This window comes from Stenotrophomonas sp. Nf1, assembly GCF_003028475.1.
GTDB lineage: Bacteria > Pseudomonadota > Gammaproteobacteria > Xanthomonadales > Xanthomonadaceae > Stenotrophomonas.
Window position 1 is genome coordinate 246,508 of the sequence record NZ_PYTV01000001.1, and the last position, 24,843, is coordinate 271,350.

The 24,843-nt window shown below is 67.7% G+C and carries 22 protein-coding genes; 14 read left to right on the forward strand and 8 right to left on the reverse strand.

Annotated elements, in window-relative coordinates; translation table 11 throughout:
- Positions 1 to 135: 135 nt before the first annotated feature.
- Together C9412_RS01215 and C9412_RS01220 are read left to right on the forward strand one after the other, a co-directional pair.
- Complete coding sequence (locus C9412_RS01215; RefSeq protein ID WP_107229968.1) at positions 136 to 639, forward strand: hypothetical protein; 504 nt, start codon at positions 136 to 138, stop codon at positions 637 to 639.
- Positions 640 to 685: 46 nt separating this feature from the next.
- Positions 686 to 1,741 carry a suppressor of fused domain protein gene (locus C9412_RS01220; protein ID WP_107229969.1) on the forward strand — a complete coding sequence of 352 codons (1,056 nt, stop codon included), beginning with the start codon at positions 686 to 688 and terminating at the stop codon, positions 1,739 to 1,741.
- A gap of 119 nt (positions 1,742 to 1,860) precedes the next feature.
- On the opposite strand, the gene C9412_RS01225 is transcribed toward C9412_RS01220, so the two are convergent.
- The 5 genes from C9412_RS01225 to C9412_RS01245 form a co-directional block, all read right to left on the reverse strand.
- Entirely contained in the window at positions 1,861 to 2,472 is a 612-nt protein-coding gene (locus tag C9412_RS01225) for a glutathione S-transferase N-terminal domain-containing protein (RefSeq protein ID WP_107229970.1), read from the reverse strand.
- Between the two features lie 84 nt (positions 2,473 to 2,556).
- Positions 2,557 to 3,015, reverse strand: a complete 459-nt coding sequence (locus tag C9412_RS01230; RefSeq protein WP_004154513.1) for a cell wall hydrolase — start codon at positions 3,013 to 3,015, stop codon at positions 2,557 to 2,559.
- A 298-nt stretch (positions 3,016 to 3,313) separates the two neighbouring features.
- On the reverse strand, positions 3,314 to 5,344 hold the full coding sequence (locus tag C9412_RS01235; RefSeq protein ID WP_107229971.1) for an NADPH-dependent 2,4-dienoyl-CoA reductase: 2,031 nt from the start codon (positions 5,342 to 5,344) through the stop codon (positions 3,314 to 3,316).
- Between the two features lie 102 nt (positions 5,345 to 5,446).
- Positions 5,447 to 6,079, reverse strand: coding sequence for a hypothetical protein (locus tag C9412_RS01240; RefSeq protein ID WP_107229972.1), 633 nt, complete (start codon positions 6,077 to 6,079; stop codon positions 5,447 to 5,449).
- A 172-nt stretch (positions 6,080 to 6,251) separates the two neighbouring features.
- Positions 6,252 to 7,271 (reverse strand): zinc-binding alcohol dehydrogenase family protein, encoded by a 1,020-nt coding sequence (locus C9412_RS01245; protein ID WP_107229973.1) that lies wholly within the window; start codon positions 7,269 to 7,271, stop codon positions 6,252 to 6,254.
- 357 nt (positions 7,272 to 7,628) lie between these two features.
- Between C9412_RS01245 and C9412_RS01250 the strand changes: the two genes are divergently transcribed.
- The 4 genes from C9412_RS01250 (at position 7,629) to C9412_RS01265 (ending at position 10,693) form a co-directional block, all read left to right on the forward strand.
- Entirely contained in the window at positions 7,629 to 8,720 is a 1,092-nt protein-coding gene (locus C9412_RS01250) for an OmpA family protein (protein ID WP_107229974.1), read from the forward strand.
- A gap of 218 nt (positions 8,721 to 8,938) precedes the next feature.
- Complete coding sequence (locus C9412_RS01255) at positions 8,939 to 9,445, forward strand: hypothetical protein (RefSeq protein WP_107229975.1); 507 nt, start codon at positions 8,939 to 8,941, stop codon at positions 9,443 to 9,445.
- Positions 9,446 to 9,540: 95 nt separating this feature from the next.
- On the forward strand, positions 9,541 to 10,275 hold the full coding sequence (locus C9412_RS01260) for a pseudouridine synthase (protein ID WP_258189917.1): 735 nt from the start codon (positions 9,541 to 9,543) through the stop codon (positions 10,273 to 10,275).
- 85 nt (positions 10,276 to 10,360) lie between these two features.
- On the forward strand, positions 10,361 to 10,693 hold the full coding sequence (locus C9412_RS01265; RefSeq protein ID WP_107229977.1) for a hypothetical protein: 333 nt from the start codon (positions 10,361 to 10,363) through the stop codon (positions 10,691 to 10,693).
- A 126-nt stretch (positions 10,694 to 10,819) separates the two neighbouring features.
- On the opposite strand, the gene kbl is transcribed toward C9412_RS01265, so the two are convergent.
- The gene (kbl, locus tag C9412_RS01270; protein ID WP_107229978.1) at positions 10,820 to 12,028 is read right to left on the reverse strand and encodes a glycine C-acetyltransferase; all 1,209 of its coding nucleotides are present in this window, start codon (positions 12,026 to 12,028) and stop codon (positions 10,820 to 10,822) included.
- A 198-nt stretch (positions 12,029 to 12,226) separates the two neighbouring features.
- On the opposite strand from kbl, the gene C9412_RS01275 reads away from it, so the two are divergent.
- A complete protein-coding gene (locus tag C9412_RS01275) occupies positions 12,227 to 12,919 on the forward strand; it encodes a TorF family putative porin (RefSeq protein ID WP_107229979.1) in 693 nt (230 codons plus the stop codon).
- Between the two features lie 200 nt (positions 12,920 to 13,119).
- Here C9412_RS01275 and tdh read toward each other — a convergent pair whose 3' ends face one another.
- Complete coding sequence (tdh, locus tag C9412_RS01280) at positions 13,120 to 14,142, reverse strand: L-threonine 3-dehydrogenase (RefSeq protein WP_032955954.1); 1,023 nt, start codon at positions 14,140 to 14,142, stop codon at positions 13,120 to 13,122.
- 398 nt (positions 14,143 to 14,540) lie between these two features.
- Here tdh and C9412_RS01285 point away from each other — a divergent pair, with 398 nt between their 5' ends.
- From C9412_RS01285 to C9412_RS01315, 7 genes are all read left to right on the forward strand, one after another.
- On the forward strand, positions 14,541 to 16,706 hold the full coding sequence (locus C9412_RS01285; protein WP_107229980.1) for a S46 family peptidase: 2,166 nt from the start codon (positions 14,541 to 14,543) through the stop codon (positions 16,704 to 16,706).
- Between the two features lie 213 nt (positions 16,707 to 16,919).
- A complete protein-coding gene (locus C9412_RS01290) occupies positions 16,920 to 17,564 on the forward strand; it encodes a histidine phosphatase family protein (RefSeq protein ID WP_008268389.1) in 645 nt (214 codons plus the stop codon).
- A gap of 41 nt (positions 17,565 to 17,605) precedes the next feature.
- Positions 17,606 to 18,877, forward strand: coding sequence for a bifunctional tetrahydrofolate synthase/dihydrofolate synthase (folC, locus tag C9412_RS01295; RefSeq protein ID WP_107229981.1), 1,272 nt, complete (start codon positions 17,606 to 17,608; stop codon positions 18,875 to 18,877).
- Between the two features lie 81 nt (positions 18,878 to 18,958).
- Positions 18,959 to 19,984, forward strand: coding sequence for an SPOR domain-containing protein (locus C9412_RS01300; RefSeq protein WP_107229982.1), 1,026 nt, complete (start codon positions 18,959 to 18,961; stop codon positions 19,982 to 19,984).
- Positions 19,985 to 20,027: 43 nt separating this feature from the next.
- Positions 20,028 to 20,789 (forward strand): CvpA family protein, encoded by a 762-nt coding sequence (locus C9412_RS01305; protein ID WP_107229983.1) that lies wholly within the window; start codon positions 20,028 to 20,030, stop codon positions 20,787 to 20,789.
- Positions 20,790 to 20,819: 30 nt separating this feature from the next.
- On the forward strand, positions 20,820 to 22,286 hold the full coding sequence (gene purF / locus C9412_RS01310; protein WP_057497638.1) for an amidophosphoribosyltransferase: 1,467 nt from the start codon (positions 20,820 to 20,822) through the stop codon (positions 22,284 to 22,286).
- 9 nt (positions 22,287 to 22,295) lie between these two features.
- A complete protein-coding gene (locus C9412_RS01315) occupies positions 22,296 to 23,120 on the forward strand; it encodes a ferritin-like domain-containing protein (RefSeq protein WP_107229984.1) in 825 nt (274 codons plus the stop codon).
- Between the two features lie 66 nt (positions 23,121 to 23,186).
- Here C9412_RS01315 and C9412_RS01320 read toward each other — a convergent pair whose 3' ends face one another.
- Positions 23,187 to 24,644: a DUF2235 domain-containing protein gene (locus C9412_RS01320; RefSeq protein WP_107229985.1), complete on the reverse strand. Its 1,458-nt coding sequence runs from the start codon at positions 24,642 to 24,644 to the stop codon at positions 23,187 to 23,189.
- Between the last annotated feature and the right edge of the window lie 199 nt (positions 24,645 to 24,843).

Here is a 24,843-nt window from a genome sequence, read left to right on the forward strand (position 1 = left end):
GCGCTAAGCTCGGCCTGTCATCGACCTGCAACACGCGGCGCGCGCCGGGGAACGTGCGTGCCGTCCGGGGATGGCAGACAGGGGGACGTGCCCGCCAGGGCACGCCGGCATGGCGCATCAAGGGAGGGGGATGCAATGGCATTGCTGCACGCCAAGACGGCTGCTGGCCGTCAGGAAATCGAAGACCGTGGCCGGCGTCTGCCGGCGGCGCTGCGATCAATCCTGCTGATGGTCGACGGCCATCGCGACGATACCGAACTGCGCGGCCTGTTCGAAGGCCTGCGCGCACCGCACGATGCGCTGGAGCAGCTGGCAGCGCAGGGCCTGATCGAGGTGATCGGTGGCAGCGCCGAGGCGGTGCCGATGCGCGGCATCAGCAGTGGCCGCGAACAGGACCCGGCGTTGTACCAGCAGCTGTATGAGGCGATGAGCGACGCCGTGCGGCGTCATCTCGGCCTGAAGGGCTACTTCATGCAGTTGAAGATCGAGCGCTGTACCGATGCGCTGGCGCTGGAACGCCTGTGCCCGGAACTGCTGGCTGCCGTGGGCAAGGCGCGCAGCCCGGCACTGGCGCAGCGCTGGTGGCAGGAAACCCAGGCGGCGATGGCGATCGATGGTGGCCAGGTCGTGCAGGCCTGAGCCAGCGCGTAAAGTGATCGGTTCACTTTCCCACAAGGAGTCCCGCGTGCAGGACGACCACCACGACAGCGACACCCCGGGCTGGGACGCGATCAACGCCGCGCTGGCGCCGCTGTATGCCGGCCAGGAACCGCGCCATTTCGGCACCGCGCTGCCGTATACGCTGGGTGGCCAGGATCCACTGGACGGCATCAGTGTGTACTGGTCGGATGCGCCGGTGCCGCACTGGCATTACATCACCTATGGATTCTCCGAGCTGTACGCCAAGGAGAGCAGTGACGCTGCCGCCAGCGGCTATGGATTTGAACTGACCTTCCGTCTGGCCGCCGCAGCCGATGAGCGCGCCGACGGCACGCCGCCGGTGTGGCCGATGAACCTGTTGCAGAACCTGGCGCGTTACGTGTTCGGCAGTGGCAATGTGTTCGAGGATGGCCACCATCTGGATGCCAACGGCCCGATTGCGCTGGAGACCGACACGCGGCTGTGCCATCTGGCCTTCATCGCCGACCCGCAGTTGCCGGCGCGCGACACCGCCAATGGCCACCTGCAGTTCCTGCAGCTGGTCGGGCTGACCGACGAAGAGATGGCGGCGGTCAAGCGCTGGTCCACGCGCGGCGTGCTGCAGGCACTGCAGCCGGCGATGCCGCTGTGGATCACCGATCTGCATCGCGGCAACCTGCTGGAGGATCCGGTATTGGCCGCACGTGTACGTGCCGGGAGCGAGCAGGAAGGCTCCAGTACCGGCATGTTGTTCATCGAGACCCTGGACTGGCGCCAGCAGGAGGGCGTGACCACGCTGGTGCTGGGTGCAGGGCAGGTGCCCAGTGTCTGCGAGCTGCTGCCGTTGCGCCTGCGCCATGGCATGTCGCTGGAACTGGTGAGCCGCCAGCGGCAGTGGGAGTTCAGCCCCGGCGACGAGGGCGGACGCGGCGAACTGGGGCCGGACAGCGCGCGCTGGCCGTTGGACGAGCACGGGCTGCAGGCGCTGGCCGAGGTGCGTGCCGAGCGTGGCATCTACCCACTGGGCGCTGCACTGCAGATCGAAGTGGTGCCGACCCTGCTGCGTGACGCCCAGGGTGAGGTGATCCGCCAGATCGGCTGACCACGCCGATCGCAGCGGTGGGGTCAGAGCCGCCTGCGGTGCAGGCGGATCCGACCCCGCCTGGGGGCAGTGGGGTCGGATCCGTTCGCAGGACGAACGGATCCGACCCCGGGCGTGCCTCAGGCCAGGCCTTCGGCCTTCAGCGCGGCCTGCACGCCGGCATCGGCGTCCATGCGCGCCTTGTAGGCGGCCAGGTTGTCCAGGCCGGACAGATCGACCTTGGTGCCGGCGGCCCAGCGCAGGGTGATGTAGAAGTACGGGTCGGCGAAGCTGCGGAAGCCGGCCAGCCACGGCTTGTCGGCCAGCTGCCTGTCGGCGGTCTCGAACAGGCCGCGCAAGCGCTTGTGCGCGGCGGCGCGGATGGCGTCGTACTGGCCTTCGTCGGCAATGAACTTGCCCGGCGCGAACAGCGGCGAGAAGGCCGGGTGCACGTCGGAATTGACGAAGGCCAGCCAGCGGGTGGCTTCGGCGCGCTGGCGCGCGCTGCCGTCGCCGCCGAGGCCGGCCTGCGGGAAGCTGTCGGCGATGTAGCCCATGATCGCGGCGTTCTGCAGCAGCACGAAATCGCCGTCGACCAGCGCGGGTACCGCGCCGGCCGGATTGATCTTGAGGAATTCCGGACCCTTCAGGGTGTCCTTGTTCAGCAGTTCAACCTCGAACGGCTGGCCGGTCCACTGCAGGGCGATGTGGTCGGCGGTGGAACAGGCACCGGGCTTGCTGTACAGCTTCATGGGAACTCCAGGTGATGCGGGCGGGAAACGCCCACTATCCCAGAGCCTGGCGGCGGGCGGCAACGCTGCCGCCGGCACGGATCGTTACGACTGTCGCGGCTTGAGGTTCTGCACCTTATAGAAGGTGTGATCGCCGATGGTGGCCACCTGGTAGGCATTGCGCCAGTTCGGGCTGGCGATGGACAGCGCGGCGAAATGGCTGGCACCGGGCACGATCTCGCGGCGCTCGCCGGCCGGCAGCGCCCAGTTGCGCTCGGCGTCGAAGGCGACGTTCATCGCCTCGCTCCAGGCCGCGTCATTGCCCAGCTGGGTGCCGGGGGAGACGATGGTCGGCGCGAACTGCTTGCGCGCGGTGACCACCTGGCACATCGAGTCGCCCCACAGGCCGCTGTCGAGGCGGCGCAGGGCAACCTCGGCGACGGCCTGCTGGCCACGCAGGGTCTGGTCGCGGGCTTCCAGGTACACGGTGGTGCTCAGACACAGTGAATCGGCGGCCGGCTGCGGCAACAACTGCGACAGCCAGAGAATCCAGGCCAGTTTCATATAACTCCTTGCTCCGTATGGGCCGCACTCTCCGGTTCCGGCCGCGAGGGCGACGGGAAGCGGGGCACGACTTGGCGTCATGGGGAGGCGGCCATCGGGGCCGCCCCGTGGGCAGCCCCAAAAGAAACGATCAGTACCGATCGAGGGGGCTGCGCCGGCTCACCGGAAACTGGCTGGTGAGCGGAAAGATGGCGCAAGGTAGGGGGGCATAGCCGAACGCATCGTGAACCGCCCGGCTTGACATTCAGCTTCAGCAGGGGTGACGGAAATCACATTCCGTCCCCCATTCAGGCGCCTCTTACAGCGCCGCGGCGACGCGACTGCCCTGGTCGATGGCGCGTTTGGCATCCAATTCGGCGGCGACATCGGCGCCGCCGATCAGCTGCGCACTGATGCCGGCGGCCTGCAGTTCGGCCTGCAGCGCGCGGTTCGGTTCCTGCCCGGCGCAGATCACCACGTGGTCGACCGGCAGCAGCTGTTCGCTGCCCTCGACGCGGATGCGCAGGCCCTCGTCGTCCACGCCCAGGTACTCGACGCCACCGAGCATGCGTACGCCCTTGGCCTTCAGCGTGGCACGGTGGATCCAGCCAGTGGTCTTGCCCAGGCGCGCACCGGGCTTGCCCGGGCTGCGCTGCAGCAGCCACAACCGCCGCGGCGAGGCTTCGGCCTGCGGTTTTGCCAGCGAGCCACGCGCTTCGAAGCTGCTGTCCACGCCCCATTCGGCCATCCAGCGCTGCGGGTCGAGGGACGGGGACTCACCGGCATGGCTGAGGAACTCGCCGACGTCGAAGCCGATGCCGCCGGCGCCGATGATCGCCGCATTGGCGCCCACCTCGACCCGGCCCAGCAGCACGTCCAGGTAGCTGACCACCTTGGCATGGTCGGCGCCGGGGAAGTCGACCTTGCGCGGGGTGATGCCGGTGGCCAGCACCACCTCGTCGAATCCGGCCAGGCTGGCCGCGTCGGCGCGGGTGCCCAGGCGCAGCTGCACGCCGGTTTCGGCCAGCTTGTGGCGGAAGTAGCGCAGGGTTTCGTGGAACTCTTCCTTGCCGGGGATGCGCTTGGCCACGTTGAACTGGCCCCCGATCTCCTCGTTGGCATCGAACAGGGTGACCTGGTGGCCGCGCTCGGCAGCCACCGTGGCGCAGGCCAGTCCGGCCGGACCGGCGCCGACCACGGCGATCTTCTTCGGCGCGGGGGTGGGGCGGTAGACCAGCTCGGTCTCGTGTGCGGCGCGCGGGTTGACCAGGCAGCTGGCCAGCTTGTTCTCGAACACGTGGTCCAGGCAGGCCTGGTTGCAGGCGATGCAGGTGTTGATCGCCTCGGCGCGGCCCGCCCGGGCCTTGTTCGGCCACTGCGGGTCGGCCAGCAGCGGGCGCGCCAGCGACACCATGTCGGCGCCGCCGTCGGCCAGGATGCGCTCGGCGACCTCGGGCATGTTGATGCGGTTGGTCGCCACCAGCGGCACCTTCACATGCGGCTTGAGCTTGGCGGTGACCCCGGCGAACGCAGCACGCGGCACCGAGGTGGCGATGGTCGGAATACGCGCTTCGTGCCAGCCGATGCCGGAGTTGATGATCGTCGCACCGGCGGCCTCGATGGCCTGCGCCTGCTGCACGATCTCTTCCCAGTTGCTGCCGTCTTCCACCAGGTCCACCAGCGACAGGCGGTAGATGATGATGAAGTCCGGCCCACAGGCCTCGCGGATGCGGCGCACGATCTCCACCGCAAAGCGCATGCGCTGGCGGGCGTCACCGCCCCAGGCATCGGTGCGTTTGTTGGTGCGCGGGGCGATGAACTCGTTGATGAGGTAGCCCTCCGAGCCCATCACTTCCACGCCGTCGTAGCCGGCCTCGCGGGCCAGCTTCGCGCTGCGTGCGTAGTCGGCGATATGGCGCTCGACACCCCCGGCCGACAATGCGCGCGGGGTGAACGGGTTGATCGGCGCCTTCAGCTTCGACGGCGCCACCGACAGCGGATGGTAGGCATAGCGGCCGGCGTGCAGCAGCTGCAGGCAGATCTTCGCGCCGTGCTGGTGCGCGGCGGCGGTCAGCTGCCGGTGCGGGCGCACTTCCCAGGGCCAGGACAGCTTGCCGCCGAACGGCTTCAGCCAACCGACCACGTTCGGCGCGAAGCCGCCGGTGACGATCAGGCCGACGCCGCCTGCGGCGCGCTCGGCGAAGTAGGCCGCCAGGCGCGGGAAATCACGGGCGCGGTCTTCCAGCCCGGTATGCATCGAGCCCATCAGGACGCGGTTGCGCAGCTGGGTGAAGCCCAGGTCCAGTGGGGCGAACAGGTTCGGGTAGGCGGCTTCGTTGGCTGGCGACATGATCGATACGCTTGCGTACGGAAGCGCGAAGCGTGCCGGGAAACGGCCGCCGGAGCAAGGGGCGCGGGGTAGTGCCGGCCGCTGGCCGGCATTCCAGCCAGCTCAGGGCGATTGCGGTTGCCGGCCAGCGGCCGGCACCACCGGCAGCGGCCGGCCGATCCCGAACCAGCCCAGGGTCACCCCGCATAGCGGGCCGATCAGCAGGGCAAAGACCAGGGTGCCGATGCCGACGTTGCCGCCCAGCCACCAGCCCAGCAGCAGCACGCTGCCTTCGATCAGGCTGCGCACCTTCCAGATCGGCCAACCGGTGCGGGCATGCAGCCCGGTCATCAGGCCGTCGCGCGGGCCAGGGCCCAGGCGCGCGCCGATGTACAGGCCGGTGGCCAGCGCGACCAGCAGCATGCCGGCGCAGAACATCGCCAACTGCCAGCCCAGGCCGTCCGCTGGCGGCAACAGCCACAGGCCGAACTGCGCCGAGGGACCGATCAGCAGCACATTGAGAACCGTGCCCAGCCCCGGCTTCTGCCGCAGCGGCCACCACAGCAGCAGCACCAGCGCGCCGATCACGTTGGTCGCCAGGCCGAACGACAGCGGCGTCTGCGCGGCGATGCCCTGCGACAGCACATCCCAGGGCGCCACGCCGATCGCCGCACGGATCATCAGCGAGGCACCGAAGCCATACAGGAACAGGCCGGTGATCAGTTGCAGCAGGCGCAGGGGCAGGGCGGTGGGCATGGCGGGCTCGGGGGAGGGGATCTGTTTCCACCGTAGATCCGAATAAGTCGCCAGCATAGATACAGATGCCGGCCAATCCGCCGCCACAGGCGGAATCTGTAGAGCCGAGCCCATGCTCGGCTGCTTTGGCTGGCACCGCCAGCCGAGCATGGGCTCGGCTCTACATGACGCTTCAGTCGTCCCAGCCGGCCAGCGCCAGCTTGCCCACCGTGCGTCCGCTGGCCAGGCGCTGATGGGCGATGTCGAGGTTGGCGGCGTTGATCGTGCCCAGCGTTTCGCTGAGCGTGCCGCGCAGTTGTCCGGCGTCGATCATGCTGGCCGCGCGGCTGAGGATGCGGTGCTGTTCGATGCGGTCGGCGGTGGCAAAGCGCGCACGCGCAAACATGAATTCCCAATGGATGCCGATGCACTTGGCTTTGTACGGATCACCGATCCGCAGCGCGCCGCGGGGTTCGACGATCAGGCCGACATGGCCCTGCGGTGCCAGCAGCTGGCCCAGCTCATCCCAGTAGTGGTCGGTGTCGGCCAGGTTCAGTGCGACCTGCACCTCGGCGATGCCCAGCGCCTGCAGCTGGGGTTGCAGGCGCTGCCGATGATCGATCACATGGCGGGCGCCCATCTGCCGGCACCAGTCGACCGAGGCGTCACGCGAGGCGGTGGCGATCACCTCGAAGCCCGCATGGTGGGCCAGCTGGATCGCCATCGATCCCACGCCGCCGGCGCCTCCGACCACCAGCAGATGCTGGCCCGCTTGGCGACGATCATCCAGCTGCAGGGGCATCCGCTGGAACAGCAGTTCCCAGGCGGTGAGCGTGGTCAGCGGCAGTGCGGCAGCCTCGGCGAAATCCAGCGTAGTGGGCTTGCGAGCCACCAGCCGCTCGTCCACCAGCTGGTACTGCGCATTGCAGCCCGGACGGGTGACATCCCCGGCGTAATAGACCTCGTCACCGGAGGCGAACAGGCTGGCCTCGTCGCCAATGGCCTCGACCACGCCGGCGGCGTCCCAGCCCAGCACGCGCGGGGTGTCGAGTGTGGCCGGATCGGTGGCGGCACGCTGCTTGCCATCGACGGGATTGACCGACACCGCTTCGACCCGGATCAGCAGGTCGCGGCCACCCGGCGGCAGCGGCGGAGGCAGATGGACATCGTGCAGGAGGGGGGCGGATTCACGACTCAGGGCGACAGCTTTCATTACGGCTCCGGCTGGGTGCGTTCCCTCATCATAAGGTTCCTCACGTTTGCGGAAATGCGCTGAACACGGTCATCCGTGGTGTTGCGCAGTATGTCGTTTTCCGCACTTAAACCCCGTCAAACCCTTGCAGCGTGAGGGTCTTGCGGATTTTCATCATCCTGTATAGGGTTTCAACGTCGGACCGGTGGACGGTCGGGCGCAACACTTCACATGTTACGGGACTGTTAACATGACCTTCACCCGCCTGAGCATAATGTTCGCGGCGGTGGCGTGCTGAATCGGCTGTCGAGCTTCGACGCAGTAGTGCTGGCCCATGCCTCTACCGGTTTCATACCCCCGAAATAGGAGCTGTACTCAATGAACAAGAAGATCCTTACTGCAGCGCTGCTGGGCGGCCTGGCTTTTGCCCAGGCAGCTTCTGCGCAGGAGTTCGATGACCGCTGGTACCTGACCGGTTCGGCCGGCTTCAACTTCCAGGACAGCGACCGTCTGACCAATGACGCTCCGTTCGTGACCCTGGGCCTGGGTAAGTTCATCAGCCCGAACTGGTCGCTGGACGGTGAGCTGAACTACCAGAACCCGAACTTCGACAGCAACCAGGACCTGAACTGGTCGCAGTACGGCATCTCGCTGGACCTGCGTCGCCACTTCATCAAGGAAGGCCGCGGCTGGAACCCGTACATCGTCGGTGGCCTGGGCTACCAGAAGTCGGAAGAAGAGTACGCCGCGCTGGACAACAATGGTCCGCGTGAGCGCAAGGACGGCAACGTTGCCGCCAAGCTGGGCGTCGGCCTGCAGACCACCTTCGACAAGCGCGTTGCTGTCCGCGCCGAAGTGGCCTACCGCGCTGACTTCGACGACCAGAGCGTTGCCGCCCGCAACGAAAGCTGGTTCGGCGACGTGCTGGCTTCGGTCGGCGTCGTGATCCCGCTGGGCCCGGCCCCGGTCGCGGCTGCTCCGGCTCCGGCTCCGGTTGCCCCGAGCTGCGCCGATCTGGACGACGACGGTGACGGCGTCAACAACTGCGACGACAAGTGCCCGAACTCGCAGCCGGGTCAGACCATCGGTCCGGACGGTTGCCCGGTGCCGGTCTCCATCGACCTGAAGGGCGTGAACTTCGACTTCGACAAGTCGAACCTGCGTCCGGACGCCGTGGCGATCCTGAGCGAAGCCACCGAGATCCTGAAGCGTTACCCGGATCTGCGCGTTGAAGTTGCCGGTCACACCGACTCGAAGGGTACCGACGCTTACAACCAGAAGCTGTCGGAGCGTCGCGCCACCGCCGTGTACAACTACCTGACCAAGAACGGCGTTGACGCCGGTCGCCTGGTCGGCCCGATCGGCTACGGCGAGAGCCGTCCGATTGCTCCGAACACCAACCCGGATGGTTCGGACAACCCGGAAGGTCGCGCCAAGAACCGTCGTACCGAGCTGAACGTCCAGAACTAAGTTCTGACGCTCTGCCGGTAAGACACTGCAGGACCCGGCTTCGGCCGGGTCTTGTTGTTTGTGCGGCCCGGATGCTGGCCGCACGCCGATCGGGCAGACCGTTCGTCGGTAATTTGTCCATGAAACCAATAAGTTGGCGTATTCATTGAAAGTGGCGCTTGAAAGCTGTCGCGGCATTGCTACACTCGCCGCGTCACTTCCTTCCGTGGATGCCCCTCATGCTGCGCTCTGCATCGGCCGCCGTCCTGGCGCTGGCCCTGGTTCCCGCCGCCCACGCTGCGGTTGATTGCTCGGTCAACACCAGCGCTACGCCGCTGCCGTTGCCGGCCACGACCATCGCACCGGTGGCCGACGAGCTGTACATCCGTGGCAATCAACTGGGCATGCCGGCCGGCGTGCTGAGCAGCAGCTATGACCCCTCGCAGTCGCTGGACCAGGTGCTGCAGCGTCTGCGCATCGATGGTTGCCAGAACATCGCCAAGGCCATCCCGAGCGCACCGGCGGTGAAGCCGAACGATCCGGCGGCGTACAAGCCGCAGACCGAATTCGACAACACGCCCTGGCGCTTTGACATGAGCCAGAACGGCAAGCGCATGACCGCCGAGGAGTTCGACGCCTGGATGAAGGCGCGCGGTGTGCGTGTGGTCAAGGCGCGTCCGGCACCGGCGGCCGCCTCGGCCGCTGCCGAAGCACCGGCTGAGACCAAGCCGGGCGAGAAGAAGTAAGGCGCGCGGGGAGCAGAGGCTTGCGCACGCGCCGCCCCCCTGCTGCCCCCGCTGCCCGCTCCCACGCAGCGCGTGGGCGTGCGACGCCCGCTGCCATGCCGGCCGGTGTCCGTCATGGCCTGGCGCGTGTGTTGTCCAAGGCCGGTGTGTGCTCGCGCAGCGAGGCCGCGCGATGGATCGCCGATGGCCGCGTACGCGTGTCCGGCCGCATCGTGCGCGATCCGGAATTCCCGATTGGCCAGCCGGCGCCGTCGATCGAGGTCGACGGCCAGCCGATGGGCGCGCCGCAGCGCCTGTACCTGATGCTCAACAAGCCGCGCGGGGTGGTGACCACCGCGCAGGACGAGCGTGGGCGCGACACCGTGTACCGCTGTTTCGATGGTGCCGGCCTGCCCTGGATCGCCCCGGTCGGGCGCCTGGACAAGGCCAGTGAAGGGTTGCTGCTGTTCAGCAACGACCCGCAATGGGCGGCGCGGCTGACCGACCCGCAGACCGGGCCGGACAAGACCTACCACGTGCAGGTCGACCATCTGCCCGATGAGGCGACGCTGGCGGCCCTGCAGGCCGGCGTGCAGGACGATGGCGAGTTCCTGGTGGCCCAGGCCGTGCGCGTGCTGCGCAGTGGCGACAAGACCGCGTGGCTGGAGGTGGTCCTCGACGAGGGCCGCAACCGCCACATCCGCCGCCTGCTGGCGGCCTTCGACCTGCAGGTGCTGCGCCTGGTCCGGGTCGCGATCGGCGGGCTGGCGCTCGGTGATCTCGGCAAGGGCCAATGGCGGGTGTTGCAGGTCAGCGACCAGCAGCGGCTGGGGGCCGCTGCAGCGGGCTGATCATCGCCCGCGGCCGGCAGCTGCCGGCCACCGTTCCAGGCGTAGGGGGCGCCTGGCTTTCGATCTACTTGAACGGAGCGTGCCCATGTACCTGACCCTCAACCGAACCCTGCGCTGCGCCGGCCTGCTGTTGCCGATCGCATTGCTGGCCGCCTGTGGCGGCCACAAGAAGGTGGCCAAGGCGGAAACGCCGGCCGAGACCCCGGTGGTGGAAGTGAAGACCCCGGAGCTGGACGGTCGCGGCAGTTACCGCTTCATGATGAGCAACGGCGACCAGAAGATGACCGCCGACCAGTTCGATGCCTGGATGAAGGCCAACGGCATCCGCGTGGCCAAGGGCAACGCGCAGGATGCTGCCGCCAAGCCGGTGGTGGTGGCCAGCAAGGACGAGCCGAAGGGCAAGAAGAAAAAGAAATGACGCCGACAGGTGCCGACCCTGGCCGGCACGCCACCCGGCTCCGGTAGGTGCCGACCTTGGTCGGCACGCTCTGCCCGGTGGGGTCAGAGCCCTTTCCTGCGGAAAGGGATCCGACCCCGGGCCTGATCAGGCCTTGATCACGCCCAGCTCGACGCCGATGCGAGTAAACGCATCGATCGCGCGATCCAGATGCTCGCGGCTGTGCGCCGCGCTGATCTGGGTGCGGATGCGCGCCTGGCCCTTGGGCACCACCGGGAAGAAGAAGCCGATCGCATAGATGCCTTCTTCCAGCAGGCGCTCGGCGAACTTCTGCGCCAGCGGGGCGTCGTACAGCATCACCGGGCTGATCGGGTGCACGCCGGGCTTCACGTCGAAGCCGGCCGCGGTCATCTTCTCGCGGAAGTAGGCGGTGTTCGCGGCCAGCGTGCTGCGTAGGTCATCGGCGGCGGCCAGCATCTCGAACGCCTTGATGCCGGCGGCGACCACATGCGGCGGCAGCGAGTTGGAGAACAGGTACGGGCGCGAGCGCTGGCGAAGCAGCTCGATCACCTCGGCGCTGGCACAGGTGAAACCGCCCAGCGCGCCGCCCATGGCCTTGCCCAGGGTGCCGGTGATGATGTCGATCTTCTCCAGCACACCCTTGACCTCGGCCGAGCCGCGGCCGGTGGCGCCGAGGAAGCCGGTGGCGTGGCACTCATCGATATGCACCAGCGCGTTGTACTTCTTCGCCAGCGCGGTGATCTCGTCCAGCGGAGCGATGAAGCCGTCCATCGAGAACACGCCGTCGGTGGTGATCAGCTTGGTCTTGCAGCCGGCGGCGTCGGCGGCCTGCAGCTGCGCCTCCAGGTCGGCCATGTCGCAGTTGGCATAGCGGAAGCGCTTGGCCTTGCACAGGCGCACGCCGTCGATGATCGAGGCGTGGTTCAGCGCATCGGAGATGATCGCGTCGTTCTCGCCGAGCAGCGGTTCGAACAGGCCGCCGTTGGCATCGAAGCAGGCCGCATACAGGATGGTGTCCTGCTTGCCGAAGAAATCGGCGATCTGCTTTTCCAGCTGCTTGTGCAGGTCCTGGGTGCCGCAGATGAAGCGCACCGAGGCCATGCCGAAGCCATGGCTGTCCAGCGCATCCTTGGCGGCCTGGATCAGGTCCGGGTGATCGGCCAGGCCCAGGTAGTTGTTGGCGCAGAAGTTCAGCACCGTGCGGCCGTCGTCGAGGGTGATCTCGGCGGACTGCGGGCTGGTGATGATCCGCTCGGACTTGAACAGGCCCTGGGCGCGGATGGCGTCCAGTTCGTCTGCATAGTGGCGGGTCAGGGCGGAGGAGGCGTCGGTCATGGCGTGGGCACGGCTCAGCACGGGAAACCGCTGATTCTACCGGGCATCGGTGACCCCGGACCGGGTGACCGGCGGCCCCGCCATGGCCGGCACATGTTGCATCGCAATAGCAAACGGGTTAAAAATTCGTGAACCGGACCTGTCTGGCTCCGGTTCCCGCATCCGCCTTCCACGCCACCGCCCCCACCGGAGACGCCCATGAAGCACGCCCGTGCCTGCCTCGCCATTGCCGCCGCCCTGACCCTTGCGCCGTTCGCGGCCAGCGCCCAGGACAACGAATCGCCGTACAGCTGGAACGTCACCGCCGTGTCGGACTACCTGTTCCGTGGTGTGTCGCAGACCGACGAGAAGCCGACCCTGCAGGCGGGCTTCACCTACACCTCGCCGGTCGGCCTGTATGCCGGTGTCTGGGGTTCGGGCGTGGACTTCGGTCCGGGCGACCCGAACACCGAGGTCGACTACCAGATCGGTTACGGCGTGGACGTCACTCCGCGCGTCAACTTCGACGTGCTGCTCAACCGCTACACCTACATCGGTGCCAGCAACCAGAACTACAACGAACTGGTCACCACCACCACGCTGGATGAGACCTACAAGCTGACCGTGGCCTACACCAACGACCAGTGGAACAGCGGCACCGATGGCTGGTACTACGGCGTCGGTGGCCAGTGGGGTCTGCCGAACGACTTCGCACTGAGCGCCAATGTCGGCCGCAGCAGCTTCGAACAGGGCCTGGCCAAGGACTACACCGACTGGAACGTCGGCGTCAGCCGCCAGTTCGGCCTGTTCAATGTCGGCCTGGGCTACTACGGCACCGACGGCAACGGCCGCGACAACTCGGGCAAGCTGGCGCACAGCCGCGTGCTGCTGACCGTGGCGGTCGGAAAGTAACGCCGCAGGCGTTACCGGTAGTGCCGGCCGCTGGCCGGCAACACCAAAGAAAAAGGCGCCCATCGGGCGCCTTTTTCAATTCCGCAGCGTTCTTGATCCCATCTGGGGGAGAGCCCCCTTGTTGTTCAAGGGGGCGCGCCAATGGCGCGGGGATAAGGAAACATGCGCGGACTGATTCAACGTGCCGAGAGCACGGTGAATCAGTTCCAGCTCAGCACGACCTTGCCCGCCTTGCCTTCTTCCATCAGGTCAAAGCCCTTCTGGAACTCGTCGATCGGCAGCTGGTGGGTCATCACCTTGCCGAGTGGGAAGCCGGACAGCACCAGCTGGGTCATCTTGTACCAGGTCTCGTACATCTTGCGGCCGTAGATGCCCTGCACGGTCAGGCCCTTGAAGATGATCTTGTCCCAGTCGCAGCCGGCGCCCTTGGGCATGATGCCGAGCATGGCGATCTTGCCGCCGTGGTACATGCAGTCGAGCATGTCATTGAACGCGCGCGGGTTGCCGCTCATTTCCAGGCCCACGTCGAAGCCCTCCATGTGCAGCTCCTTCATCACGTCCTTCAGCGACTGGTTGGCGACGTTGACCACGCGGGTGGCGCCCATGTCGGCGGCCAGCTTCAGGCGGAAGTCGTTGACGTCGGTCACCACCACGTTGCGCGCACCGATGTGCTTGCAGATGCCCGCAGCGATGATGCCGATCGGGCCGGCGCCGGTGATCAGCACGTCTTCGCCGATCACATCGAACTCCAGCGCACAGTGCGCGGCGTTGCCGTACGGATCGAAGAACGCGGCCAGTTCCGACGGAATCTGATCGGGGATCGGCCACAGGTTGCTGGCCGGCATCACCATGTATTCGGCGAACGCGCCGTTGACGTTGACGCCGATGCCGACGGTGTTCGGGCACAGGTGCGGGCGGCCGCCACGGCAGTTGCGGCAATGGCCGCAGACGATGTGGCCCTCGGCCGAGACACGCTGGCCGATCTCGTAGCCGGTCACCGCCGAGCCGAGCGCAGCGATGCGGCCGACGAACTCATGACCGATGGTCAGGCCCGGCTTGATGGTGCGCTGGCTCCACTCGTCCCACAGGTAGATGTGCAGGTCGGTGCCGCAGATTGCGGTCTTCTCCAGCTTGATCAGGACCTCGTTGGGGCCCGGGGTCGGCACCGGAACTTCTTCCAGCCAGATGCCCTTGGCCGCTTCGCGCTTGACCAGGGCCTTCATCGTTTGCTGCGCCATCGGGGTGGAACTCATCAGGGGGAAAGCGCGGATTATAGGGTGCTGCGCGGATTTCCCATGTTGCGCTGCGGGTGCTTTGGCGGAACGAAAGGCGTGCGCCGGCGGGCGTTTCGAACGTCCTGCAAACAGCAGCGCCTCCCTGATCAGGGGGGAGGGGGCGTGGTCACCCTGGCCGGGACACGCAAAAGCCCTTCCATGGTGCTCGATGGCGCCATCCATGGCGCCAACGGTCCCGGCCAGGGTGACCACGCCCCCTCTGGACGATTCCCGTGCGCGCGGCCAACATGCGCGCGGCGGAGCGAAGTGGGCCCATGACTTCCGGGGTTCGGGCCGGGGCAGGGCGGCGGGCTACAATCGAGGGTTCCACTACCAGGGGCCGCTCCATGCGCTCGAACCTGCTTGCATTCTCCATCGTCGCCAGCCTCGGGCTGGCCCAGGTCGCCCATGCCGCTGAAGGCATGTGGGTGCCGCAGCAGCTGCCGGAAATCGCCGGCCCGCTGCAGAAGGCCGGCCTGAAGCTGTCCCCGGAGCAGCTGTCCAACCTGACCGGCGACCCGATGGGCGCGGTTGTTGCCCTCGGCGGCTGCACCGCCAGCTTCGTCTCGCCGCAGGGCCTGGTGGTCACCAACCACCATTGCGCCTATGGCGCCATCCAGCTCAATTCGACCGCGCAGAAGAACCTGATCAAGGACGGCTTCAACGCGCCGAAGCACAGCGATGAACTGAGCGCCGGCCCGAACGCCCGCGTCTACGTGCTGGACCAGATCACCGATGTCACCGCGCAGGCCAAGGCCGCCATTGCTGCGGCCGGCAACGATCCGCTGGCCCGCAGCCGTGCGCTGGATGCCTTCGACAAGGCCCAGGTCGCCGCCTGTGAAGCCGAGGACGGCTTCCGCTGCCGCCTGTACACCTTCTCCGGCGGCAACACCTACCGCCTGTTCCGCAACATGGAAATCAAGGACGTGCGCCTGGTCTATGCGCCCCCGGGCAGCGTCGGCAAGTACGGCGGCGACGTCGACAACTGGATGTGGCCGCGCCACACCGGCGACTTCTCGTTCTACCGCGCCTACGTCGGCAAGGATGGCAAGCCGGCCGCGTTCTCGGCCGACAACGTGCCCTACCAGCCCAAGCACTTCCTGAAGTTCACCGACCAGCCGCTGGGCGCCGGTGACTTCGTGATGGTGGCGGGTTACCCGGGCCGCACCAACCGCTACGCACTGGCCGGCGAGTTCAACGAAACCGCCAACTGGACCTACCCGACCATTGCCAAGCACTACAACGCGGTGCTGAAGATGATCGACGAGGCCGGCAAGGCCGACGCCGACGTCAAGGTGAAGTACGCCGCCACCGCGGCCAGCATGAACAACGTGGCCAAGAACTATTCGGGCCAGCTGGAAGGCTTCAAGCGCATCGACGCCGCCGGCCAGAAGCAGGCCGAGGAAGCGGCCGTGCTGGCCTGGCTGAAGAAGCAGGGCGCCGCCGGCAAGCCGGCACTGGCCGCACACGCGCAGCTGGTCAAGCACCTGGACACCAGCAAGGCCACCCGCGAGCGTGACCTGTTCGTCGGCCAGTTCAACAACACCCAGGCGGTCAGTGCCGCCATCGGCCTGTACCGCCTGTCGATCGAGCGCGCCAAGCCGGATGCCGAGCGTGAAGTCGGCTACCAGCAGCGCGACCTGCCGACCCTGGAAGGCGGTCTGAAGCAGATGGATCGCCGCTACGTGGCGAAGATGGACCAGCAGCTGCAGACCTACTGGCTGGACCAGTACGTCGCCCTGCCGGCCGCGCAGCGCAACAACGAGGTGCTGAACAGCTGGCTGGGCGGCAGCGATGCCAACGCGGTCAAGGCGCTGGTCAGCAAGCTGTCGGGCACCGAGCTGGGCAGCCTGGACGCGCGCCTGAAGTGGTTCAAGGCCGACCGCGCCGCGTTCGAAGCCAGCAGCGATCCGGCCATCCAGTACGCGGTGGCGGTCATGCCCTCGCTGCTGAAGCAGGAAGAGCAGAAGAAGATCCGCGAAGGCGAATCGCTGACCGCGCGTCCGCTGTACCTGCAGGCACTGGCCGACTACAAGAAGAGCCAGGGCGAGTTCGTCTACCCCGATGCCAACCTGTCGCTGCGCATCACCTTCGGCAACGTGATGGGCTATGAGCCCAAGGACGGTGTGGCCTACACCCCGTTCACCACGCTGGAAGGCATCGTCGCCAAGGATACCGGCGTGGATCCGTTCGATGCGCCCAAGGCGCTGCTCGATGCGGTCAAGGCCAAGCGTTACGGCGGCCTGGAAGACAAGCGCATCGGCTCGGTGCCGGTGAACTTCCTGTCCAACCTGGACATCACCGGTGGCAATTCCGGTTCGCCGGTGCTGGACGCCAACGGCAAGCTGGTCGGCCTGGCCTTCGACGGCAACTGGGAATCGGTCAGCTCCAACTGGGTGTTCGACCCGGTGATGACCCGCATGATCTCGGTCGACAGCCGCTACATGCAGTGGATCATGCAGGAAGTGGCGCCGGCACCGCAGCTGCTGAAGGAACTGAACCTGGCCAAATAAGGTAGTGCCGGCCGCTGGCCGGCAACGCCGGCACGCCCGGTGCGCGATTCATCCACGCATGGCGTGGATCTACCAACCCCGCGACCGACGTCGCGGGGTTTTTTCATGCCCGGCCCGGCCCGGTGCGCCGAACAGGTATCATCCGTGTTCCGCGTACTTCACAGGATGTGAACGAAACGCGGAAACCTCCTCCCCCCAGGACCCCTTGTTCGCATGCGCATCCTGCTTGCCCGTCACGGCGAAACGCCGTGGAACGCCGAAGGCCGCTACCAGGGCCAGATCGATATCCCGCTTTCGCCGATCGGTGAAGCCCAGGCACAGGCACTGGGTGCCCGCCTGGCCTCGGTGGACATCACCCGTGCCGTCGCCTCGCCGCTGTCGCGCGCGCAGCGCACCGCGCAGCTGGCGCTGGGCGCGGCCCGTGCCGACATGCTGCTGACCGAGCCGGAACTGCAGGAAATTGCCCACGGTGAGTGGGAAGGACTGCTGGCCAGCGAGATCCACGAGAAGGATCCGTCGCGCCTGCAGGCCTGGCGCGAGGAGCCGGATACCGTGCTGATGCCCGGTGGTGAATCGCTGCGCCTGGTACTGGAACGCAGCTGGCGTGGCCTGGCCCGTGCCACCGAAGGCCTCGGCGAGCACGACACCCTGCTGGTGGTCGCCCACGACGCGGTCAACCGCGTGATCCTGTGCAAGGTGCTGGGCCTGCCGATTTCCCGCCTGTGGACCTTCCGCCAGGCACCGACCACGCTCAACCTGCTCGAAGGCGCCGACCTGGACAGCCTGGAAGTGGTGCGCCTGAACGACTGCGCCCACCACACGCCGTTCTTCGGTGAAGCCAAGCACCGCGCTCTCTGATCCATCCCCTCGCATCAACTGCTTCTGCTGGAACCGCTGCCGTGACGAACATCCCGACCACCCTGGCCGACTGGCTGGACTACATTGAACGCCAGCACCCGGCGACCATCGACATGGGCCTGGAGCGCGTACGCGCCGTGGCCACGGCGATGGGGCTGGGCGCGCCGGCCAAGCGCACCATCGTGGTCGGTGGCACCAACGGCAAGGGCTCCACAGTGGCCTTCATCGAGGCCATCGCGCGCGCCGCCGGCTGGAAGGTCGGCGCGTACACCTCGCCGCACCTGCTGCGCTACAACGAGCGCGTGCGCATCGACGGCCAGGACGTGGACGATGCTGCGCTGGTGGCCGCCTTCAACACCATCGAGGCCGCCCGCGGTGACACCACGCTGACCTATTTCGAATACGGCACGCTGGCGGCACTGCAGCTGTTCGCCGACGCCGGGCTGGACCTGGCGGTGCTGGAAGTGGGGCTCGGCGGCCGCCTGGACGCGGTGAACATCGTCGACGCCGACGTCTCGGTGATCACCACCGTGGACATCGACCATGCCGAGTGGCTGGGCGAAGATCGCGAGACGATCGGGGCCGAGAAGGCCGGCATCATCCGTGGCTGGAAGCCGGTGATCCTCGGCGAGACCGATCCGCCCTCCAGCGTGCTGGCGCGCGCCTACCTGCTGGGGGCCAACGCGATCCGTGGTGGCAGCGATTATTTCTACGAGCCGATCGATGCCCAGCGCTGGCGCTGGCGCGACGTTGGCCTGCGCATGGAGCTGCCGACCCCGGCGATGGCCGGTCCGATCCAGCTCGCCAACGCCGGCGCCGCCGTGGCCGCGCTGCGCGCGCTGGACAAGCCGGTGCCGCGTGCAGCGTGGGCGGCGGGTATCGCGGCGGCGCGCATCGCCGGCCGCCTGCAGGCCTTCGAGCGTGATGGCGTGCAGATCCGGGTCGATGTCGGCCACAACCCGCAGGCTGCCGGCCAGCTGGCGCGTGCACTGAAGGCCGAGGTGTGCAGCGGCCGCACGCTGGCGGTGTACGCCGCGCTGCAGGACAAGGACGCGGTGGGCGTGGTGCAGGCGCTGCAGGAGGTAGTGGGGGCGTGGACCCTGGCCGGCCTGGACGGCCCGCGCGGGCAGAGCGCGGCCCAGCTGCAGGATCGGCTGGCCGATACCGCAGCCGCCAGCGCGGCCCTGGCCGGTACCGTCGAGCAGGCGCTGGCGCAGGTGCTGGCGAAGGCCGAGCGCGGCGACCGGGTGCTGGTGTTCGGTTCTTTCCATACCGCCGCCGCTGCACTGCAATGGCTGCAGGAGCCGGCCTGATCCACGTTCAGCCAACGCCGACGCCGCCCGGTCCGGCACCCGTATAATCGACCGCAACCTCCGGACAGTTGCCTGCCTCACGTGGATACGCCTCTGAAACAGCGTCTGATTGGTGCCATCGTGCTGGTGGCACTGGCCGTGATCTTCCTGCCGATGCTGGTCAAGGGACCGGCTCCGGACAGCGGTGTCGCCAATGTGCCGATCGCCGCGCCGGACGCACCGGCCGATGGCCAGTTCGAAACCCGTGAGCTGCCGCTGGTCGCTCCGGCCGGTGGCGCTACCGGCCTGCAGAGCGGCCAGGCCAAGCCGCTGGCGGATGCCGCCGCGCCGGTCACGCCGCCGACGGTGGATACCTCGCCGGCCGTGGCCGCCGGCAACTATGCAGTCACCTTCGGTGCCTACGGCAGCAAGGCCGACGCCGACGCGGTGATCGCCCACCTGCAGCGCTCGCAGCTGCCGGGCTTCAGTGAAACCACCACGCTCAATGGCCGCCAGGCCTGGCGTGTGCGCGTCGGGCCGTATGCCGACCGCGCGCAGGCCGAAGCCGGCCGGCTGCAGGCGGTGAAGATCCGTTCCGACGTGAAGGCCGAGGTCATCACGCTGGATGCGGCCACCGGCAGCACGGCCGCGGCGACCCCGGCGCCGGCCGCGCCGAGCGCCAGCACCCCTGCCGCAGCCACCGCACCGTCGGCCAATGGCAACCCGGTGCGCAGCGAAGCCCTGCCGCCGAGCACGCCGACCGCCACCACCGCGCCGGCGGCCAAGCCGGAACCGCCCAAGCCGGCACCGAAACCGGAAGCCCCCAAGCCGGAAGCCACCGCCAGCAAGCCGGCGACCGCGCCGGTCACCCCGGCCGCACCGGCCGCGGCAGGCGTCGGCTTCGCCGTGCAGCTGGGCGCCTTTGGCCAGGCCAACGATGCCAACGCGCTGCGTGACAAGGTCCGTGCCGCCGGATTCAGCGCCTTCGTCGAACAGGTGCGCACTGAAAAGGGCACCCTGCATCGGGTCCGTGTCGGGCCGGTGGCCAACCGTGCCGATGCCGAGCAGCTGAAGGCGCAGGTCGCCGCCAAGGTCGGCGTCGCCGGCATGGTCCGCCCGCACCCGTGACCGGGCGCGCAGTCCGCCGCTGTCGAAGGCAGGAGCGGGTCGCGTGATCGACATCGTGCTGGGCGTGCTGATCGGCGCGTCCGCCCTGTTCGGCTTCATCCGTGGGTTCGTCGGTACGGTGGTGGCGCTGGTGTCCTGGCTGCTGGCCGGCTGGGCGGCGTTCACCTTCGGCAACCAGGCCTCCCATTGGTGGGCGGCGCCGCAGCCACCGGGCAGCGGCCATTACCTGGCCGGCTATCTGGGCGTGTTCGTGGTCACCGTGGTGCTGGTGGGCCTGCTGGGCCTGCTGCTGAAGGCGGTGATCAAACTGACCCTGCTCGGTGGCGTCGATCGTCTGCTGGGCGGGGCGCTGGGCGTGGTCCGCGGTGCGTTCTTCGCCTGCGTCCTGCTGTTGCTGGCCGGCTTCACCGCGCTGCCGGGTGAGCCGGCGTGGCAGCAGTCGCAGCTGCGCCCGGTGCTGCAACCGGCGGTGGCATGGATGCAGGCGCAACTGCCACAGCTGGACGAGGTATTGCCGCAGGCGTTGCCGCTGCAGGCCCTGCTGCCGGAGCGGCTGCCCTTGCCTCTGGCCGAGGACGCCCCATCTTCGCAGCAGGTGTTGGGCAAGCCGACGGTGACAGGCGATAATGGCGTTCTCAACCAGGTAGTGGCGGGCGGCGGATGGCCGCGGCCCGTGGACGTGGAGCCGGAGCCCAGGCGGGCCCCCGCACTGCCCAGCAACATCGAGCCGGTGCCCGCGCGCCCGGCCCGGCCCGCGCCTGACGCGGGCGGGATCCCCGGCCAGGCACGGCCATCTTCCTTGTAACTGGGCACAGCCCAGCGGAGACCTCGCACCATGTGTGGCATCGTCGGAATCGTCGGCAACCAGAACGTCGCCGGGCAGTTGTATGACGGCTTGACCGTTCTCCAGCACCGTGGCCAGGACGCGGCAGGCATCGCCACCGCCAACGGCAGTCGCCTGCGGGTGCAGAAGGCCACCGGCCTGGTGCGCGACGTATTCGATGCCCGCACCATGTCCACCCTGGAAGGCAGCGTCGGCATCGCGCACGTGCGTTATCCGACCGCCGGTTCGGAAGGCATGGACGAGGCGCAGCCGTTCTACGTCAATTCGCCCTACGGCATCGCGCTGGCGCACAACGGCAACCTGATCAACACCGAGGCACTGCGCCAGCAGGTGTTCGAGCAGGACCGCCGCAACGTCAACACCGATTCGGACAGCGAAGTGCTGCTGAACGTGTTCGCCTATGAACTGGAGCAGCAGCGCCAGCTGAGCCCGGAGGCTGCGATCCGTGCGGTGGCCGGCGTGCACCGTCGCTGCAAGGGCGGCTATGCGGTGGTCAGCGTGGTGCTGGGCCTGGGCCTGGTGGCCTTCCGCGATCCGCACGGCATCCGTCCGCTGGTGCTGGGCAAGCGCAGCCATGCCGAAGGTGATGAGTACATCGTCGCCTCCGAGTCGGCCGCGCTGGACGTGCTGGGCTTCCAGCGCGTGCGTGACGTGCAGCCGGGCGAAGCGCTGGTGATCACCGCGCGTGGCGAGCTGTTCTCGGAAATCTGCGCCGAGCCGGCCGAGCACACCCCGTGCATCTTCGAGTACGTGTACTTCGCGCGTCCTGACTCGATGATCGACAACGTCTCGGTGCACAAGGCGCGCATGCGCATGGGCATCAAGCTGGGCGAGAAGATCCTGCGCCTGCGCCCGGACCACGACATCGACACCATCATCCCGATCCCGGACACCTCGCGCGATGCCGCGCTGGAGATCTCCAACGTGCTGGGGGTGAAGTACCGCGAAGGCTTCATCAAGAACCGCTACATCGGCCGCACCTTCATCATGCCGGGGCAGGGTGAACGGGTGAAGTCGGTGCGCCGCAAGCTCAACCCGATCCACCTGGAGTTCCGCAACCGCGTGGTGCTGCTGGTGGACGATTCGATCGTGCGCGGCACCACCAGCCAGCAGATCGTGCAGATGGCCCGCGATGCCGGTGCGCGCAAGGTCTATCTGGCCAGCGCCGCGCCGCCGGTGCGGTTCCCGAACATCTACGGCATCGACATGCCGGCCGCCGAAGAGCTGGTCGCGCATAACCGCAGCGTGGAAGAGATCGAAGCCCACCTGGGCTGCGACTGGCTGATCTACCAGGACATCGAGGACATGGAAGCGGCGGTCAGCGAAGGCAATCCGGCGCTGCGCAGCTTCGATTCGTCCTGCTTCAACGGGCATTACCCGACCGGCATCGAGCCGGGCTACTTCGAGCGCATCCAGCAGCTGCGTTCGGACGACGCCAAGCACAAGCGCCGCGCCTGAGGTCCAGGCGTGGTGGATGTGGCCGACGTAGGAGGCGATCTGCTGCGCGCGGCACAGCAGTGCCTGGCCGAAGCCGATCCGCTGCGCAAGGTGGCGCTGACCCAGGCCCATGCCGCCGCGTTCCGCGCCGGCCGCCTGAAGGTGGCCACCGATGCGCCAGCGCCGGAGCCGATCCGCATGCCGGGCCGGCCGGCGCAGCTGGTGCTGGTGCATCCGCGCGAAGTGCCGCGACGCGGACTGGGTGGCGTGGAGGGACGCGCCGCCTTCATCCACGCCATTGCCCACATCGAGCTCAACGCCATCGATCTGGCCTGGGATGCGGTATATCGCTTCCGCGGCCTGCCGTCGGCCTTCCATGCCGATTGGGTCAGCTGCGCCGATGACGAATCGCGGCACTTCATGCTGCTGCGCGAACGGCTGTTGGCCCATGGCCACGACTACGCCGATTTTCCCGCGCACAACGGCCTGTGGGAGATGTGCGAAAAGACCGCGCACGATGGCCTGGCGCGCATGGCGCTGGTGCCGCGCGTGCTGGAAGCGCGTGGCCTGGACGTGACCCCGGGCATGATCGACAAGCTGCGCAATGTGGGCGACGGTGAAACCGCCGAGGTGCTGGAGGTGATCCTGCGCGAGGAAGTGGCCCATGTCGCCGCCGGTTCGCGCTGGTACCGCTGGTACTGCGACCGCGCCGGCGTCGAACCGCGCGCACGCTTCAAGGAACTGCTGGTGGAGTACGCCGGCGGCTACCTGCACGGGCCGTTCAACATGGAGGCCCGCCTGTTGGCCGGCTTCGATGCCGACGAACTGGCCAACCTGGTCGAGCAGGCCGGCTGAAAAAAGGGGACGGAGGGAATCAAGTCGTTTGTGCCACAAACGACTTGATTCGCTCCGTCCCCTTTTTCATGCGTTCGGCAGAACCACGCGCTTGCCGTCGACCGTCGGGCGGTTGATGTAGAACAGCCCGGGCCCGGGCCGGTAGGGCAGTTCGCTGACCCCGGCGTCAGCGGCGTAGGTCAGTGCGGTGTCGCCCAGCGCGTCGAAATTCCAGTGCGCCGACTGCATCAGGTAACGCCGGCGCAGCAGTGCTTCCTGCGGTTGGGTGAGCGTCTGTCCAGCCACCAGGCGACGCGCGATCGGCTGCAGGGCGGAGGGCAACGCCCATTCGGCAACATCGGCGGCATGGCCACGCCACTGCACACCGGCATCGATGGCGTGCTGCTGCATCACCTGTAGTGCGATCAGCTGGTAGCGCCAGTCGATGCGCCGGCGCAGCACCACCGCCGCAGTGACATACAGCGTCGGTGCCAGCAGCACGCTGCGGCTCCCCGCACGGCGCTGCTGCTGCCACTGGTGCCAGACGTCCACCCAGACCTCGTTCGCGCCCGCCCCCAGCTGTTGCCGCCAGCGCTCGGCATCGGCCTGCGCTTCGGCATAGGCCGTGGTGGCCTGCAATACCGCCAGCGGCGGTGTCTGGTAATCGGCAACGGCGGGGCGACGCAGCTGCTGGCGCCGTGGCCGGCTCAGCAGCTTCGGTCCTTCCTCCACCTGGTTGTAGCCGCCACCGATGTTGGCATGCACCCCCGGCAACGCGATCTCGGCAAACGGGGGCGCCACGCTGGTGAGCGGATAGTGCTGGCGGTGCTCGTCACGGGCGGTCAACTGCACCACGTGCGCGGCCACGCCTTCGCGCAGCTGTATCTGCGGCTGCTCGTCCGCGCGCCCACTGTTGACCGCTACCACCGTGTCGAACAGCCCGATGAAACGCACCAGCGGTGTGGCCGGTGCGAAGTCCTCCGTGCAGGCCAGGCCCGAGGCCTGCAACTGCTGCCGCCAGCGCGCGCTGTCCCAGCCCTGCAGCTGGTTGGCGACCTCACGTGCCGCAGCGGCACCGCGCGAGTAGCCGAACAGGTCCAGCTGCACGCGCCGCAGCGGCGTTGTCCAGCGCGCGGAAAGCGCGGCCAGCGCCGCCGGCAACAGCACCTGCAATGCGCGCTGCACTTTGGCACGCACACCGCTGGCGCCGATGCCGAACGCCAGTCCGATCAGATCGTCGTCGGCGTCATCGCGGGTTCCCACACCTTCCACGTAGATCGACAGCGAGGGTGAGGCACGGGTTTGGCGCCGGCTGTCCGGATACAGCTGCTGCAATCGCGCGATGTTGGTCAGGCCGTTGTCGTAGCTGCTGGTCAGCCGGCTCTGGTAGGTCGAGTCATCGTCGGCCCGCATCTGCGCGGGTCGGGGCTGCGGTTGCTGCGGGCGACCGCGCGCCAGGTTGTGCGCGTTGTTGCGGGTGCCGTCGAAGAACAGGCCAATCCGCAGCAAGCCGACAGCTTCGTCCGTGTCCTGCGATGGTGCCATGTGCATTCCCCGTCGTGGCTGCGTCACGGTAGCGCGAAAGTAGTGTGTTGACGACGTGTAGTGACGCTTTTGACCTGCCTGAACGCAGATGCGGTCGATCACATTTCCTGATTTTCATTCTCATCATCTATTGAATTCACACGACCTGCGCAGGCCAGATGGCCAAACCCGGCAGATCCGGGTCGTGCTGCATCAACGC

Coding starts and splice junctions, on each gene's coding strand:
- C9412_RS01215 (WP_107229968.1), top strand. CDS start 136: ATGGCATTGCTGCACGCCAAGACGGCTGCTGGCCGTCAGGAAATCGAA.
- C9412_RS01225 (WP_107229970.1), bottom strand. CDS start 2,472: ATGAAGCTGTACAGCAAGCCCGGTGCCTGTTCCACCGCCGACCACATC.
- C9412_RS01230 (WP_004154513.1), bottom strand. CDS start 3,015: ATGAAACTGGCCTGGATTCTCTGGCTGTCGCAGTTGTTGCCGCAGCCG.
- C9412_RS01235 (WP_107229971.1), bottom strand. CDS start 5,344: ATGTCGCCAGCCAACGAAGCCGCCTACCCGAACCTGTTCGCCCCACTG.
- C9412_RS01240 (WP_107229972.1), bottom strand. CDS start 6,079: ATGCCCACCGCCCTGCCCCTGCGCCTGCTGCAACTGATCACCGGCCTG.
- C9412_RS01245 (WP_107229973.1), bottom strand. CDS start 7,271: ATGAAAGCTGTCGCCCTGAGTCGTGAATCCGCCCCCCTCCTGCACGAT.
- C9412_RS01250 (WP_107229974.1), top strand. CDS start 7,629: ATGAACAAGAAGATCCTTACTGCAGCGCTGCTGGGCGGCCTGGCTTTT.
- C9412_RS01255 (WP_107229975.1), top strand. CDS start 8,939: ATGCTGCGCTCTGCATCGGCCGCCGTCCTGGCGCTGGCCCTGGTTCCC.
- C9412_RS01260 (WP_258189917.1), top strand. CDS start 9,541: ATGCCGGCCGGTGTCCGTCATGGCCTGGCGCGTGTGTTGTCCAAGGCC.
- C9412_RS01265 (WP_107229977.1), top strand. CDS start 10,361: ATGTACCTGACCCTCAACCGAACCCTGCGCTGCGCCGGCCTGCTGTTG.
- kbl (WP_107229978.1), bottom strand. CDS start 12,028: ATGACCGACGCCTCCTCCGCCCTGACCCGCCACTATGCAGACGAACTG.
- C9412_RS01275 (WP_107229979.1), top strand. CDS start 12,227: ATGAAGCACGCCCGTGCCTGCCTCGCCATTGCCGCCGCCCTGACCCTT.
- tdh (WP_032955954.1), bottom strand. CDS start 14,142: ATGAAGGCCCTGGTCAAGCGCGAAGCGGCCAAGGGCATCTGGCTGGAA.
- C9412_RS01285 (WP_107229980.1), top strand. CDS start 14,541: ATGCGCTCGAACCTGCTTGCATTCTCCATCGTCGCCAGCCTCGGGCTG.
- C9412_RS01290 (WP_008268389.1), top strand. CDS start 16,920: ATGCGCATCCTGCTTGCCCGTCACGGCGAAACGCCGTGGAACGCCGAA.
- purF (WP_057497638.1), top strand. CDS start 20,820: ATGTGTGGCATCGTCGGAATCGTCGGCAACCAGAACGTCGCCGGGCAG.
- C9412_RS01320 (WP_107229985.1), bottom strand. CDS start 24,644: ATGGCACCATCGCAGGACACGGACGAAGCTGTCGGCTTGCTGCGGATT.